General features: G+C 40.8%; 13 protein-coding genes. 5 read left to right on the top strand and 8 right to left on the bottom strand.

Features of this window, described 5'->3' with window-relative positions; genetic code table 11:
- Positions 1-245 precede the first annotated feature (245 nt).
- Positions 246-2,261, top strand: coding sequence for a biosynthetic arginine decarboxylase (gene speA, locus FCR06_RS04630; RefSeq protein ID WP_138497672.1), 2,016 nt, complete (start codon positions 246-248; stop codon positions 2,259-2,261).
- Between the two features lie 123 nt (positions 2,262-2,384).
- Here speA and FCR06_RS04625 read toward each other — a convergent pair whose 3' ends face one another.
- From FCR06_RS04625 to FCR06_RS04615, 3 genes are all read right to left on the bottom strand, one after another.
- Positions 2,385-3,554, bottom strand: a complete 1,170-nt coding sequence (locus FCR06_RS04625) for a sugar phosphate nucleotidyltransferase (protein WP_138497671.1) — start codon at positions 3,552-3,554, stop codon at positions 2,385-2,387.
- Positions 3,555-3,984: 430 nt separating this feature from the next.
- Positions 3,985-4,815 carry a segregation/condensation protein A gene (locus tag FCR06_RS04620; RefSeq protein WP_138497670.1) on the bottom strand — a complete coding sequence of 277 codons (831 nt, stop codon included), beginning with the start codon at positions 4,813-4,815 and terminating at the stop codon, positions 3,985-3,987.
- Positions 4,816-5,004: 189 nt separating this feature from the next.
- Positions 5,005-5,199: a hypothetical protein gene (locus FCR06_RS04615; RefSeq protein ID WP_138497669.1), complete on the bottom strand. Its 195-nt coding sequence runs from the start codon at positions 5,197-5,199 to the stop codon at positions 5,005-5,007.
- A gap of 592 nt (positions 5,200-5,791) precedes the next feature.
- Between FCR06_RS04615 and FCR06_RS04610 the strand changes: the two genes are divergently transcribed.
- Positions 5,792-6,358: an SRPBCC family protein gene (locus FCR06_RS04610; protein WP_138497668.1), complete on the top strand. Its 567-nt coding sequence runs from the start codon at positions 5,792-5,794 to the stop codon at positions 6,356-6,358.
- Between the two features lie 438 nt (positions 6,359-6,796).
- On the opposite strand, the gene FCR06_RS04605 is transcribed toward FCR06_RS04610, so the two are convergent.
- Together FCR06_RS04605 and clpB are read right to left on the bottom strand one after the other, a co-directional pair.
- A complete protein-coding gene (locus FCR06_RS04605; RefSeq protein WP_138497667.1) occupies positions 6,797-7,666 on the bottom strand; it encodes a glycosyltransferase family 2 protein in 870 nt (289 codons plus the stop codon).
- A 158-nt stretch (positions 7,667-7,824) separates the two neighbouring features.
- A complete protein-coding gene (gene clpB / locus FCR06_RS04600; RefSeq protein WP_138497666.1) occupies positions 7,825-10,443 on the bottom strand; it encodes an ATP-dependent chaperone ClpB in 2,619 nt (872 codons plus the stop codon).
- 550 nt (positions 10,444-10,993) lie between these two features.
- Here clpB and FCR06_RS04595 point away from each other — a divergent pair.
- The 3 genes from FCR06_RS04595 (at position 10,994) to FCR06_RS04585 (ending at position 14,192) form a co-directional block, all read left to right on the top strand.
- Positions 10,994-11,599: a DUF3038 domain-containing protein gene (locus FCR06_RS04595; RefSeq protein WP_138497665.1), complete on the top strand. Its 606-nt coding sequence runs from the start codon at positions 10,994-10,996 to the stop codon at positions 11,597-11,599.
- Positions 11,600-11,854: 255 nt separating this feature from the next.
- Positions 11,855-13,456, top strand: coding sequence for a DUF4335 domain-containing protein (locus tag FCR06_RS04590; protein WP_138497664.1), 1,602 nt, complete (start codon positions 11,855-11,857; stop codon positions 13,454-13,456).
- Positions 13,457-13,907: 451 nt separating this feature from the next.
- The gene (locus FCR06_RS04585) at positions 13,908-14,192 is read left to right on the top strand and encodes a YiaA/YiaB family inner membrane protein (RefSeq protein ID WP_138497663.1); all 285 of its coding nucleotides are present in this window, start codon (positions 13,908-13,910) and stop codon (positions 14,190-14,192) included.
- Positions 14,193-14,569: 377 nt separating this feature from the next.
- On the opposite strand, the gene FCR06_RS04580 is transcribed toward FCR06_RS04585, so the two are convergent.
- From FCR06_RS04580 to FCR06_RS04570, 3 genes are read right to left on the bottom strand one after another with little or no spacing between them, the layout of a single operon-like run.
- On the bottom strand, positions 14,570-15,031 hold the full coding sequence (locus tag FCR06_RS04580) for a ferredoxin (protein ID WP_138497662.1): 462 nt from the start codon (positions 15,029-15,031) through the stop codon (positions 14,570-14,572).
- Positions 15,031-15,417, bottom strand: a complete 387-nt coding sequence (locus FCR06_RS04575) for a DUF1257 domain-containing protein (protein ID WP_138497661.1) — start codon at positions 15,415-15,417, stop codon at positions 15,031-15,033. Before FCR06_RS04575 ends, FCR06_RS04580 begins: the two co-directional genes overlap by 1 nt.
- A 39-nt stretch (positions 15,418-15,456) precedes the next feature.
- A complete protein-coding gene (locus FCR06_RS04570) occupies positions 15,457-15,666 on the bottom strand; it encodes a DUF2997 domain-containing protein (RefSeq protein ID WP_138497660.1) in 210 nt (69 codons plus the stop codon).
- Positions 15,667-15,894 lie beyond the last annotated feature (228 nt).

Here is a 15,894-nt window from a genome sequence, read left to right as displayed (position 1 = left end):
CCAAAACTTAGTAAAGTTTTTATTTGGTCAATTGTCTTTGAAGTTATGAGCGCAGGCTTTTGGCGCTGGTGACTTCACTGTTTGTCCTTCGTCCTTTGTCCTAGGGTTTTGCACTAATGACTAAATAAGACATGACTCTTGACCAATCAGAGTTTATCTCAGAAATTAACCTTGGGTGCATATCTGTTGCTAGATGAATGCGCTAAATTGTTAACTTGTGGGTGAAACACAGAGGTTAGGAAGAAATGGGTGTTGAGTCAACTGCTACATCTGACGAGGTGGTACTACCGTCCAATGCACATAAATCTGAAGTGAAAAATCATAAGCAAAAAAACTTATTACCACCTAGTACTACCACAGGAGATTTACCTCACTCCTGGAAAATTGAGGATAGCGAAGCCTTGTATCGCATTGAAGGTTGGGGACAACCTTATTTTTCGATTAACGCTGCTGGTCATGTCACCGTTGCGCCTAAAGGCGATCGCGGGGGTTCTCTAGATTTATTTGAATTAGTCAACGCCTTGAAGCAGCGCAACTTGGGACTACCCATGCTAATTCGCTTTTCTGATATTTTAGAAGACCGGATTGAGCGGTTGAATGCTTGTTTCGCTAAAGCGATCGCTCGTTACAACTACCCTGGTGTTTATCGTGGCGTGTTTCCTGTCAAATGCAACCAAGAGCGGCATTTGATTGAGGATTTAGTTAAATTCGGCAAGCCGCATCAATTTGGTTTAGAAGCTGGTTCCAAGCCAGAATTAATGATTGCTCTAGCTATCTTGGATACGCCGGGAGCATTATTAGTTTGCAATGGCTACAAAGACCAGGAATACATTGAAACTGCAATGTTAGCCCAAAGACTAGGGCAAACACCAATCATTGTCTTAGAACAGATTGAAGAGGTGGATTTGGTAATTGCAGCCAACCGCCAGTTAAGTATTAAGCCGATTTTGGGCGTTCGGGCAAAACTCAGTACCCAAGGTATGGGACGTTGGGGAACCTCCAGCGGGGATCGCGCTAAATTTGGTTTAACTATGCCTGAGGTAATCGAGGCAGTTGACAAATTACGGGAAGCTAACCTGCTGGATTCTTTGCAGTTGATGCACTTCCATATTGGCTCACAGATCTCTGCTATTAATGTGATTAAAGATGCCATTCAAGAAGCCAGTCGCATCTATGTTGAATTGGCAATGTTGGGGGCAGATATGAAATACCTTGATGTCGGTGGTGGCTTGGGTGTAGATTACGACGGTTCCCAAACCAACTTCTACGCATCGAAAAATTACAACATGCAAAACTATGCCAACGATATTGTGGCAGAGTTAAAAGATACTTGTGCTGAACGGCAAGTTTCCGTACCAACATTGATTAGTGAAAGTGGACGAGCGATCGCTTCCCATCAGTCAGTCTTAATTTTCGACGTTCTCAGTACCAGTGATGTCCCTCTCAATCCACCAGAATCACCACAAGAGGGAGAATCCCCAATTATTAATTACCTTTGGGAAAGCTACCAATCGATCAACAAAGAAAATTACCAAGAGCTATACCATGATGCAGCACAATTCAAAGAAGAAGCCATCAGTCGGTTTAACTTGGGAATTTTACGTCTTAGAGAACGAGCAAAAGCCGAACGGCTCTACTGGGCTTGTTGTCAAAAGATTTTAAACATTACCAGGCAGCAAGAATACGTACCAGACGAGTTGGAAGACTTAGAGAAAATTATGGCTTCCATCTATTACGTCAATATGTCAGTGTTTCAATCAGCACCAGATTGCTGGGCGATCGACCAGCTATTTCCGATCATGCCAATCCACCGCTTGGATGAAGAACCAACGCGGCGGGGAATTTTAGCAGACCTTACCTGCGACAGTGATGGTAAGATTGATCGCTTTATTGACCTGCGCGATGTCAAATCGGTTTTAGAACTCCACCCATACACAGCAGGAGAACCCTATTATTTGGGCATGTTCCTCAATGGAGCTTACCAGGAAATCATGGGTAATTTGCACAATTTATTCGGCGATACCAATGCCGTTCACATCCAATTGACGCCCAAAGGCTACCAAATAGAACATGTAGTTAAAGGCGACACCATGAGCGAAGTAGTCAGCTACGTCCAGTATGACTCCGAAGATATGGTGGAAAACATTCGCCAACGCTGTGAACAAGCTTTAGAGGAAAAGCGGATTACTCTAGCAGAGTCTCAGCGACTCTTACAAACCTACGAACAAAGTCTCAGAAGATATACTTATTTAAATAGTTAGGGACTGGGAAATAAGGATATGAGGGGGATGAGGCAGTGTAGGGAGCGTGGGGGAAAAGATTTCTTCCCTATCTTCTCACACCTCCCACACTCCTTGTTTGCCCAATGCCCCATTCCCCAGTCCCTAATTTGTGCTTGTCCCCAGTAACTCCTCTATTGCTTGTCGCTCTAAAGGGGTATGAGATGGTAATGTCTGACGGGCATCAGTAATCAGCCAGTCTAAAGCTGCGGCTTGAACATCGATTGCAGCGCCAGTTTTATCAACGCAATAACGTCCAAACACTAACTTATCTACTAAGCGGACTCCTGGCCCAAGGCGCGACCATTCAAAAATCACGCTGTTTTCTACTGTTGCACCACTACATATCCAACAATTGGGGCCAATCATCGCTGGCCCGACAATTTTAGCTCCATCTTCTATTCTTGTCATCCCACCAATGTAAACTGGGCCTGTAATATCCACTTTGTCCCAATCGACAGCAACATTTAAACCGGTGTAGATTCCAGGAGCAACTTCATGACCAGGAATTTGCACATTTTTGATTTCACCTAGCAGTACACCGCGAATTGCCCGCCAATAGTCTGGTACTTTACCAATATCTACCCATTCAAAATCCATAGAGATGGCATGAAAGGGAGCTTTGATTTCCACTAATTTAGGGAACAATTGGCTACCAATGTCATACTCAACACCAGAGGGAATATAGTTAAATACTTCTGGTTCAAAGATATAAATACCTGTATTGATGTTGGTGCTGAGGGCTTCTTCAGTTGAAGGTTTTTCTTGAAAAGCTTTGACACGACCTTCTTCGTCAGTAACAACCACACCGTAACTAGAAACTTCTTCCTTGGGGACAGATTTTGTGATAATAGTAGCGATCGACCCTTTAGCTCTATGCCATTTAACTGCCGCAGTTAAATCTAGGTCAATCAAAGCATCACCGCACAACACGATAAAAGTATCGTCAAAAAACGGTGAAAAGTCTTGAATGCGCCGCATTCCTCCAGCTGAACCGATGGCTTCGCCTACCAGTTTACCGTCGTCATCTATTTTCCCTTCAAAAGAATAGGCAATTTGTACGCCAAACCGCTGACCATCACGAAAATAGTTTTCTATTTCCTCAGCCAAATGACTAACATTAACCAGAATTTGGTCAAATCCATGTTGGCGTAACAGTTCCAACAAAAACTCCATCACTGGCTTTTGCAGGATGGGCATCATCGGTTTGGGCATAGTGTAGGTAATCGGGCGCACACGAGTACCCTTACCAGCAGCGAGAATCATCGCTTTCATAAAAGTTTATTCCTCAACCACAAGCCAGTTTACTTTCATTGGGTGATACTTAATCATCAGTTTTTATTTCTGCTGTAAGTTATCCCTCCAAATAGGGATAACAGTAATCTAGTGGTTATTGCAACCATAGGCACACTTAGATGACAAGCGATCGCTTATCTTTTCAATTTACTCGGATTTTAGGGCTGAAGCAAAAATCTGTTAATTATCTGTATAGATAAATAATATTTACTCGAACAAATGTTGTTGCCCAGATCCTTGATTATTCAACAGTTGGGGAGCTAAATCTAGCGAATTTATAGCAGGAGGCAGTTCTTGCTGGAGGTAAAACTATTACTGTTCCTAACATTCACGCTTGTCATTATGTCCTAAATAATGTGACTACAGCTATAGTAAGTGACATTGATTTATGGAGCCAGTTTTAGCTTCCTTAGTTCATTGATTGCTCTAAAGGTTTACGGGTATTAGCCGAATCTGTAAGTAAGCGAACTTTAATCTCATCATAAAATTCCTCTTGAAATAGCTCTACTTTGGATTGAGCTGAGAGTAGTAATAGCGCCCAGAAAACGCTAACTAGGTGAGAGTGTTTAGACTGGTGTCCAGACCCGTTTTGAGATGATTGTCTAGTTTGAATCCACAACTGTACAAGTTGTTCTAAACTTAAGCAATTTTCTTCTAAATATAGCTCTTTAGTGGATAATTTCATTACCTGCTCAAGTTCTCCAGCCACTTGTGTTAAATTTTCCTGGTGAGCCAGTTCTAGAGCCTCCCGCATACTTTGGATGCTAGGCTGACGCTTGGGACGGATAGGTTTACTGGTTTTCTCTACGAGTTTGAGCTGGTTGGCCATAATCTGTAATTGCTCGATTAACTCTTGCAGAGTTACCCGGCGTTTCGGCGGTGGCATTGCCGCTGGACGACGACGCAATTGTCGTTCTAATGGTAAACGATGACTCTGATGTAATATACCGTCTTCATCTGTCAGTAAAGCATCATCTACTACATCATCCTCTTCATTTTTTATTGTTGACAATTGCATTAAGGTATTGGCTTTGAATAATACCAGCATTGACGCTGATAAAAAGGCTTGTCCAGATTGAGATAAGTCTGCTTCATAGCCTTTTTTTATTGTCTGTGGTGCCATTAGTTCTAAGTAACGGTCAATCACCTCAATCACTTGCACATCCCAAGGGTCTATTTCCCCTTGCTGGGCTTGATGAATTAGGAGTGTAATTGTTTCTAACAGCTCAGAAGCTTCCATCAGCAGGTACTAAGTTAATTTAGAGTCGAAAAACCTAAAGATAACAGAGGAAGTGGGAAGTAGAGGAAATGACAGAGCAAAAAGCCAGAGGAAAAATTATTCTTAACTCGAGCAACCCAAAAGTCTGTGGCTTTGCTCTAAACTCTTGTACAGACAAGGGTTAATCGCGTCTCTCCTAATGCCCAATAATTAAAAACGCCACCAAGTTCTTTGAGCATAACTGATGATCCCGATCGCGAGCGCCCCGAGTAGTAGTAGCCAAATAATTCCACCTGGAATAAAAGTAAGAATACCAAAGCCTCTGAGTACCCAAACAGCTACACTCATCCCCAGAAGGATACCGACAATTTGGATTAATCTACGATTTAAAGAAGATTGACTCACTTAGTTTTCCTCTCAACTCAACAGACATTACATTTAGTATTGACATTCAGGTATGAAGATACGATGAAATTGTCGTTTCATCAGAAATAACACGCAGAGATTAACAGACGTTAACCACTAAAAGTCCCCAAAAGTGGACGAAGTGTCTACCGAGTAAACTTCTAGAATTATTCGTGGTGCTTGATATCATCTCGTGTTTGTGCCATTTTAGCTGTTAAAAACTTCATTTTTATTTATGAGTATTGCTTTTAGCAACATTTACTTAGGTGTTGATTGTGTTAAGTGCGATCGTCAACACAGTTTTTCGAGTAAACTGACTGAAATAATTATCAAGAAATTATTATTTCCGGAAAGAGCAAATACTAAACTGGAACTAAAATTTAGTGGGTTGGATCTCAATTAAATCAGTGAACGGTAAACAGCGAATACTTAAAGAGGCCTATGGTGGGAGATTAAAACCTGGTACTAATGCTTACCCCCAACTTTTGTAGAGAATTTTTACCCAAGGAACAAAACTGATAAGTGTTAAGTTTTCATAGCTTGTAGTTCTAAGGTTGTTAGGTGGATGAGTAGAGGAGTAAACGAAATCATTATGTCTGCGTCTGATATATTAAACTCAATTATTGCAGGTTCAAATATGGCTTGGAGTCAAGACAAGCAAAGGTTGCTGGTACAAGGTGAAATTTTAGTAGAAACGCGATCACACAAGGCGTGTGGTGGCGCTGTCACCGCTTGGATGTATGTACCAATGGTGCGATCACAAGTTTGGCAGCAATTAACCGATTACCCTAGCTGGGTGCAGTATTTTCCTGATATCACCAAGAGTGAAGTAATACATCGAGGTGAAGTCAAGCGACTGTATCAAGCAGCACAAAAAGCCTTTCTGTTTTTCACGGCTCAAGTAGAAATTTATCTTAATGTTGTAGAGGTGCTAGGGCAACAAATCCAATTTCGCATGGAAAAAGGGACTTTTGAGGATTTTAACGCTCATTTAGAACTTAAAGATTGCGGTAATGGCACTTTACTCGCTTATACTGTACAAGCTACGCCTAATATCCCGATTCCATCGTTTTTCATTCAACAAGCAATGAACTTTGAATTACCAGCGAATATGCGTAAAATGCGACAAGTTATGTGTAAGAATCAATCAAAAATTTAGATAATGTCTAAATTTTCGCTAAGTCCGCTAGGCGGACTTAGTTCGTATAGCCTTGACTTATAATTACTAAGACTTAAGTTAATATCAATAAGATACAGTGGGTTTCAAAATAATACCAATTTGAAAAAAGAATGTGAGAAATAGATTAGTTGTAGAGATGCGATGAATTGCGTCTTAAACCAAAGATATATTGCAATCATTAATTGAATTTGTATAAGTGAAGTATATAACGGTTGGTTCGGTAGTCAAATATAAAACCTGTTTTAATTCCCAATTCTGAATAGACAATTGCTAAAGAGCCGATTACTCGTACTTTTTCTGTTTAACGAGCTAGCAAGAGTGTCTTCTAGAGAAGTAAATAGAAGTTTGTTAATCGACTCAACACACCATACATAACATGATTTTTAATTCTCCTATATTCCCTGCCTCTACGAATTATTATTTAGTCTTAAAATACGAAATTGATTTCATCAATCGATTGATTGTTGATTGAGGTAATCGTTGCGGATACTTACAGAAATAAGAAATTCTTAAGGGAATAAAAATTATAATTCGAGCCAAACGTATCTCCCATTGCTCAATTAAAGAAAGTGTTTTGGCATACTCCTTAAATAGCTGTCGAATTCGCGTTTGACTTGTTCCATTTGTAATATCACCAAAAGTTTTTGTTCCCGGATAATATCTATAATTCCCCCAAATTTCATTAAAATATTTAACCTGAGCTAATCTAACTGCTTTCAGCAGAAAATCTAGATCCATCAGATAATCCTCTTCAACTTTGTATAATCCAATTTGTTGATGCAAGGATTTGTGGTAAAAGTAAGCTGATGGATTGACAGGATAAGCGGTATCAATGATTCCATCATCATTAATTTGCTTTTCCGTCAGTAAATTAACTGTTCGTAGTCGTTTAGGTTTGTTCACCTGAATTAACCTGTCTCGATGATCCCAGATATTACAATTACCAACGATTAAGCTAGGTTCTGGTAGAGTTTGAAAAAGTTCCCAGATGCGACGAATAACGTTTGGTTCATAAAAATCATCAACATTCAAAATGCCTATAATTGCTCCTTGTGCTAGAGAAATTCCTTTATTCATCGCATCTGACTGTCCTTGGTCTTTTTCAGAAATCCAGCGAATATGAGAATATTGATTGGCATAATGCTTGATAACGTCTATTGTTTTATCAGTTGAGCCACCATCAACAATGATATGCTCGACTTCTGAAAAATTTTGTTTAATGACAACTTGAAGACAAAATTCTATAAATTTCTCACCATTATAAACTGGTGTAATTATACTAATCATTGGTTATCACCTTTTGAAAGTGAGGACTAGAAAAAAATTTTCTTTATTCACGATTCCTTTGATGAATATAACTTAGGATTCCCAGCTTCTCAATAAATAATTCAAAAACCCGCTCTCTCTCTGAAAACGGGTTTTTGAATGTGATTTGCAAAGTATAATTATGCAGTAAATACCTCGGCTGGTAAACGGCTAAACGACAACCTTTCATTTTGCACGTCTACAAAGATAGTGTCGCCGTCGTTGAATTCGCCGCGCAGGATGGCTTTGGCAATTTGCGTTTCCAACTCCCGTTGAATTGCTCGCTTCAGAGGACGCGCTCCAAATACTGGGTCATATCCTACTTCTGCCAAAAAGTCAAGGGCGGCATTGGAGAGTTTAAGAGAAATTTTGCGATCGCCCAATCGTTGGCGTAATCTTTCCACTTGTAACTGCACAATTTGTCGCAATTCCTGCTTATTCAAACCGTGGAAGATGATGATTTCGTCAATCCGGTTGAGGAATTCTGGACGGAAACTATTTCGCATCGCCTCCATTACCCGACGGCGCATTTCCTCGTAGTGGGCGTTATCGGCAGCAACATCGAGAATATACTGAGAACCGATATTACTAGTCATAATAATAATAGCGTTCTTGAAGTCCACAGTATGACCTTGGGCATCAGTGACGCGACCATCATCAAGAATTTGCAGGAAGATGTTAAATACATCGGGGTGTGCTTTCTCGATTTCGTCGAACAGAATCACAGCATAAGGACGACGACGAATCGCTTCGGTTAATTGTCCGCCTTCTTCATAACCTACATATCCTGGAGGTGCACCGATTAACCGAGAAACAGCGTGTTTCTCCATATATTCCGACATATCGATTCGCACTAGCGCCTCTTCAGTGTCGAACATATACCCCGCCAAGGCTTTTGCCAATTCAGTTTTACCTACACCCGTCGGCCCGAGGAAAATAAAACTAGCGATGGGACGATTGGGATCGGCTAATCCAGCACGCGATCGCTGAATTGCATCGGCTACGGCTGTGACTGCTTCTTCTTGTCCAATCACGCGACGGTGCAATTCATCTTCTAAATGCAGCAGTTTTTCTTTTTCTGATTCCACCAACTTGCTAATCGGAATTCCTGTCCATTTAGAAATAACTTCGGCAATATCGGCTTCGGTTACTTCCTCACGCAAGAGAGATTTACCGCTTCTTTGGACATTTGCTAGTTCGGATTCTGCTGCTTCCAATTGGCGATGTAAATCGGTTAATTTGCCGTATTTCAACTCTGCTGCACGATTGAGGTTGTAGTCACGTTCTGCTTGTTCAATCTCGAAGTTAACGCGTTCAATCTCTTTTTTAACAGACTGAATTTTGTTAATAATATCTTTTTCAGATTGCCATTGAGCATTCAGAGAACTTTGTTCTTCTTTTAAGTCAGCAATTTCTTTTTCCAGTCTTTCGAGACGTTCGCGAGAAGCTAGATCACTTTCTTTTTGTAGTGATAACTTCTCCATTTCCAATTGCAGAATCTTGCGGTCAATTTCGTCAAGTTCTTCTGGCTTGGAAGTAATCTCCATTTTTAATCTAGCAGCAGCTTCATCTACCAAGTCAATGGCTTTATCTGGTAAAAAGCGATCGCTAATATAACGACTCGATAATATCGCCGCTGCAACTAAAGCACTATCAGAAATCTTCACCCCGTGATGGTTTTCATAACGTTCTCTCAACCCGCGCAAAATCGAAATCGCATCTTCCACACTGGGCTGATCGACATAAACTTGTTGGAAACGTCTTTCCAGTGCGGCATCTTTTTCGATATATTTGCGATATTCATCCAAGGTTGTCGCCCCAATACAGCGCAATTCGCCCCGCGCCAACATTGGTTTTAACAAGTTACCAGCATCCATTGCCCCTTGGGTAGCACCAGCACCAACAACAGTATGAATTTCATCAATAAATAAAACAATATTGCCGCCAGATTCGGTAACTTCTTTTAATACTGCTTTTAGACGTTCTTCAAATTCACCCCGAAATTTTGCCCCCGCAATCAAAGCGCCCATATCTAAAGCAATTAACTTGCGGTCTTTGAGAGATTGGGGGACATCACCAGCAACAATCCGCTGTGCTAATCCTTCAGCGATCGCAGTTTTTCCAACACCGGGTTCACCAATTAATACGGGGTTATTCTTAGTGCGGCGAGAGAGAATTTGTACAGTGCGACGAATTTCATCATCCCGCCCAATTACTGGATCGAGTTGACCTTTCCGGGCTGCTTCTGTGAGGTCACGTCCATATTTTTCCAGTGCTTCATATTTGCCTTCTGGATTTTGGTCGGTCACTTTTTGGCTCCCACGAATTTGCTTAATAATATTTTTTAGTTTGGCTTCATTTAAACCAAATTCTTGAAATAAAGCTTTGCCAAAACGCTCATCTTTAGCATAAGCCAGCAATAAATGTTCAATTGAAATATATTCGTCTTGGAATTCCTGGCGATATCCGTCTGCGCGATCTAAAAGTGTATCCAAGCTGCGTCCTAAAAAGACGGAAGTGCTGGTGCCAGATACTTTCGGCTGACGTTGGATAAACTGCTCAGTACGATCGCGCAGTTTTTGCAAGTTAACATTGGCTTTGGTCAAGATACTGCTGGCTAGACCATCTTGTTCTAGCAGGGCTTTAAGCAAATGTTCGCTTTCAATTTGCTGTTGTTGGTATTGTTTAACAATATCCGGTGTGTGGGCGATCGCTTCCCAGGCTTTTTCTGTAAATTGGTTAGGATTAGTAGGTTGCATAGGCTTTTAGAGGAACGAACCGCATTAGACATTTATAAACGTGCAGAGCGCCGCTGACCTCAAACCACAGTGGCTTGCCGTAGGTTAGACTCTAAGCAAAGAAAAATTTTTGTTCTTAATCGATATTGTAAAAACAACAAAGCGATCGCCTGGATCGGTGTTCACGTCTTGTGAAAGTGGTATTTTCCCCTACTTGTGATTTTCCCATCCTATCGCCCCAAGCTGGCAAGTCGTGACTTCTATTTTTATCTATAATTCCTCTTGTCTGCTGATCCTTTTTCCAATGACATTAGCATTCTTAACAATATTTATTTATACTTTTGTACTGAGCTGGCAGCCAAAGTCGGGTAAACCTTAACTGGAATTATTAATCTTCTACTTTGTAGAAAATTAATTTTCATCTAGAGTAGGACAAAGATACCTGCTGTTGACTAAATAAATAAAAGCTAGATGAAGCCTCTGGCTCATAGCTATAGGAAACCAACTTTAATTATTGAGAGTCTGGTTTCAAAATGGGTAACAGCACCATTCCCCATCAGCTTGATCACCTATGCTAAAAGTTATGCACTCGGCCACCAACTCAGCCACTCCAAATGCCCAGTGGGAGGATTTAATCAAGCTTCCAGCCCCAAATACAGTTCAATGGGACAATATCAAAACCCAATTAGACTTGGTGCTGTTGGCGCTAGAAACCTTAACTGGAATTGGTTCTGAGGCTATGCTTTCGGCGGCAACTGATTTGAATTTAGAGTCAAGAGTGCCAGACCGCGTAGCTTTATGGCGACTGCGTCAATCAAATCCGTTACGCAAAGGTCAAGGAGGGCGAAAAAAGCTAGATGTAGAAGAAGCGCGATCGCTTGTTCTCATCATTTGCTACTTAGCCAGACAAAACCAGGAATTGATTCGCCGCGCTGTTGGTTTGTTAGAACAAATGGCAGAAACGAACCGGGAACCTCACCAGGCTGCTTTACTTGGAGATTATATTGATGCTTTTTGTAACACTTACCAAGAACGGATGGAAGAGGACGAGGAAATCTCAACGGATTTACTTACCAACCTGGCGCTAAAACTGCTAGTAGATTTACTTTTTTACAGCGCCCCTGGTGGGCATCGCCGTCTTTGGCTAGCACTTATAGACCGTTCTACAAAATTTTAAATTTAACATTTGACGATTCCTTAACCAAAATTCGCCCCTCAAGTTTGCTAGGTCAAGAAACCCTGATGACGCTCGCTAGCCGTTGGGCAATGAGCTATCAACATTGGTTGTTCCCTGCACATCAGTTTGCAGAAAAAAAGAATCTTCTAAACTTCTGAGTCACAACTTTTATTTACCAACAACTAACTCAACTTTTGTCTTTGACACGCTACGCGAACGGAAAATCCTAAATAGTCTTCCTTGCTACTTCCTGCTATGCCTCTATCAAATACTGTGATTCGTCGCTACACACCCCCTACTTGTACGCTAGAAGTATTCGCGCAAAGCTCACCTTTGTCCCGTTGGATGGGGAAAACTGTTCTCAAGCACCTCAGCTTTGAGCTGCGTTTTGACGATCCCCGACTACCACCAGAACACAGAGTTCCCATTCGGGGCGATCGCAACCAACTCGAAGCTTTGTCTGACGCAGTTACAAGCTATGTACAAGAATTCCTCCAACAGTCTCCAGAAAGCTTTTGGGTCAGTTTCTCTGGTTCTCAACAATCAAGCACGGCACTGGATGAGCCAGATTTACAACTATCAACAAAAACATTAAATTCTTCTAGTGCCCGAATTCCAGCGGCAAATATACATTTAGAACCCAGCAGCTATTTAACTCACAATCTATTTCTTGGTTCTCTTGCTAACCAAACATCTGGCTCAGTGATTCAACTGAGTTTGTTGCAACTGTTCGATTTGGCAACTGCTTTAGATGAATACTCAACCGATGTCATGGCACTACCAACTCTCAACAGTAGGAGTTCAGATATGAGCTTCCCCGCTTGGGCACCTGTTGCCGCAATATTAGTATTAGCTGTGGGCTTCTTACCAGTTACCTGGCAATATGCCAACAATATTAGGCAAAAAGAACAGCGGACAGTTAAAACAGCAGATTCAACAGAAGTAAAGACTCCTTTAGAACCTTCACCAGCCTTTCCTACACCTCAGCCCGGACTCACCACCCCAGCAGATAATTTGCTCGGTTCCACCCCTCCACTGCGGACATCTAGTTTGCCCCAAACACCTTTAACATCCCCTGGTTCAAGTTTTTCTACAGCACCACCTGTGTTGCCAAATGCACTGACTATACCCCAAGGGACGACTCCAACTGTTCCTAAGAATTCAGCCATCGCACCATCGAGTAAAATTCCTGGACAGGAAATCGCCATACTACCAAATCTCGGACAAAATCTTACAGCCTCAAATCCCCAAGCTGATGCTCTTCCTAAAAGGCGAAATTTACCATCTGGCCTATCTTCTACCACTAACAACTTATCACCCAATATCTCACCAGTAGTCCCACCCTCCGTTGCCACCATACCCAATAATAGCCGTGGCAATATTCCCGTCCAACCGTCTCCATTAAGCTCACAACAACTGGACGAAACAATCAGTGCCCTACAAGCAGCTTCTCCTAGGAATAAACCCTCTTCAGAAGTGCCCTCATCTAAGACTGCCAATACTAATCCATTTATCGATCAATTAGGGGATGAACGCAAAACCCCCACATCCAGAGAAGTGGCAACAGGCACATTATTTGACACAACTCAAGTAGCAGAAGCTAGAGAATATATAAAAAAGCATTGGCAACCACCTACAGGATTAGGACAAACATTAGAATACAGTTTGATAGTCGGTGTTGATGGCACAGTTGAACGAATTTTTCCTCTGAATAAAGCAGCAAGAGAATACGTTGATAGCGCTGGGATGCCTGAAGTTGGTCAACCTTTTGTTTCTGCCAATACACGCGGACAAAATGTCAGGATTCGAGTTGTTCTCAGTCCTGATGGTAAGGTACAGACTTTTCCAGATGATTAAGTAAACTCATCCGTGTGTTGCCACTTTTGTAACTGGTACAATATTTGTGCCAGTTTTTATTTGCTCCAATTGCTCTGAAGTTGGGCTTTTTGAGTCCAGTTACTAAACTGGTCTGATTATTGATATCAGTAAACTTACCAATCAATACAATTATTTTTAACAGCAATTATCCAAAATAAAAATACAAAATACATCTCTGAAAACTCCGGTTTAATGGGAAAATTCTTAATTAAAAAAATAATTAAGCAAAAATTTTGTATGAGTGGCGTATGAACAAACCGTACTTTTCTACTCTTACTAAATCGTTGGTGCAGCTCTCAGAAAGAAGATTGATGTCGTTTTAAATTAAGGCTAGTCTGAATTCTCCACTAATTGATGATAAATTCTAAATTATAGCTCCTGAATTATTTTGAATAATTGCTATCAATTACTTAAATAAAAGGTAGAGAATATGCAAACAGTTGGAACTCAAAAAGATAGTCTAGCTTGGATTATTCAAACATGGGCAGCTTTTATGCTTTCTATTTCTATGACTACCTATGGTATCGTACATTTGCCTGTGGATAGCTGGGTGAAAGGCTTTATGGGTATGGGTTTGGCTTTTTCTGTTGGTTCCACTTTTACTTTAGCAAAAACCACTAGAGACTTGTACGAAACTAAAAAATTAACAGCTAGAATCGATGAGGCAAAAGTAGAAAAATTGCTTTCACAACACGAGCCTTTAAATTTTAAATAAAGGCAACCAAATTAACTTTTGATTTTTTTACATTAAAAAGCTGTTTTAGGAATATCAAAGAATAATATCTATTCCTATTTTAGATTATCTAGATATCACTAAACGAGGCAAAAGTTAAAAGTTATAGCCGTAGTCACACCCTTTAAGACATAATGACAAGCGTGAATGTTAGGAAGAGTAATAGTTTTACTTCCACCAAGAACTGCCTTCACGCTCCTTCTATAAAAAAAGAAGAATCAAATTAGTCTCAAGTAAATAAATTTATTTATATGTAGTACTCTTTTGACTTTTATCTTTTTTTTACAAATTACAAAAATAACAAATAATAAAAGGACTGGTTGTACCAGTCCTGATTACATTCGTTTAAGTTTTTTATTTTAATAACGGGATTTTTTACTTCTTAACTTTTGCCTTTTACGTCGCCGTTCGCTAGCAGCAACTGCCTGTTCTACCGGATAACCCACTATAGGAATTACCTGATATTTGCGCTCTTCTTCTAACTTTTTCAGTTCTGTATAATCAACCCAGTGAATGCAATCAACCGGACAAGTGTCAATTGCTTCTTGGATAATTTCTTCGGCGTCCCCATCTTGACGAATTACTCGCGATCGCCCATAATCTGGTTCAATGTAAAAAGTATTACGCGCAACATGAGCGCAGTGCTTACAACCTATACAGGTGATTTCGTCAACATAAACACCGTTTTGGCGAAGCACACCTCCCAATTCCGGTTCTAAACCAGAACGTTCTGGGGTATCCCGTAAAAAACCCCCTAATTCTGGTTCCAAACCGGAACGATTTCCTTCTTGTTCTTCCAGCGACGGCAGAAAATCAGCCATTACGCACTCCAGCGTTGTACTACCAGGCGAATTGAACCATCTTCATTTTTTTGTTCTTCAGCAACTTGAAAGCCAACACGAGCAGTTTCTTTCATTACTGTTTGGTAAGCATAGCGTTGTGTTACCTGGCGCAAGAACCCATCCACAGAAAGATTTTGCTGCCAATATTGCAAGTCAGCCACCAGCTCATATTCTTTGCCGTTCCATTTAAAACCGATGTCGTAGCCATTTTCTTGCTCAATACTAACTTCGGCAGGATGAGTTTGACCCCGATAGCCGCGTACTTCGTGTGGACCTGGTTTCCAGTCTATGCCTAATTCAGTCAGAGCATCTTTCAGAGAATCAAGGTTACGGATTTGAGTCTTAATTTGGCTAAAGTGTGACATGGTGGTTTGAATTAAATGACACTAAACTACTGTGAAAACTTACCAATCGCTGTAAGTGGTGTGCGTATTCGCCACATTTGATTGCTGCACCTTGGCGGCGAAGTATTCTGAGGTTGGCTCATGCTTAAGTACTTGCCCCAGCTGCGCCTCTATTGCTGCTGTAACCTCAGCGCAAGAAGTACCCACAATGCCAGTGACTTTTTCTTGTACCCGACCATCTGGATAGATTATGAACTCTAATGTCTCCATGCTCTTGGCCAACCACGATAAGTACCTATGAATTCTACTGCCTTAGCAGAAGGCTAAAAATATAGCCATCGGAACATTTTTACTTAGATACAAACTTGCCATTTGTTAACTAATGTTCCATCTCTCAAAATATATATCTTAAAAAATTTACAAAAATTAGTAATTTTATTAGCATACACATCAGTCTTTAGTTAGTCTCTCTTAACCTCATCAATTAGTCAAGGTAAC

The organism is Nostoc sp. PA-18-2419 (assembly GCF_005869855.1).
Lineage (GTDB): Bacteria > Cyanobacteriota > Cyanobacteriia > Cyanobacteriales > Nostocaceae > Nostoc.
Note: the sequence above shows the minus strand (reverse complement) of the source record. Positions and strands in the feature narration are given on the sequence as shown.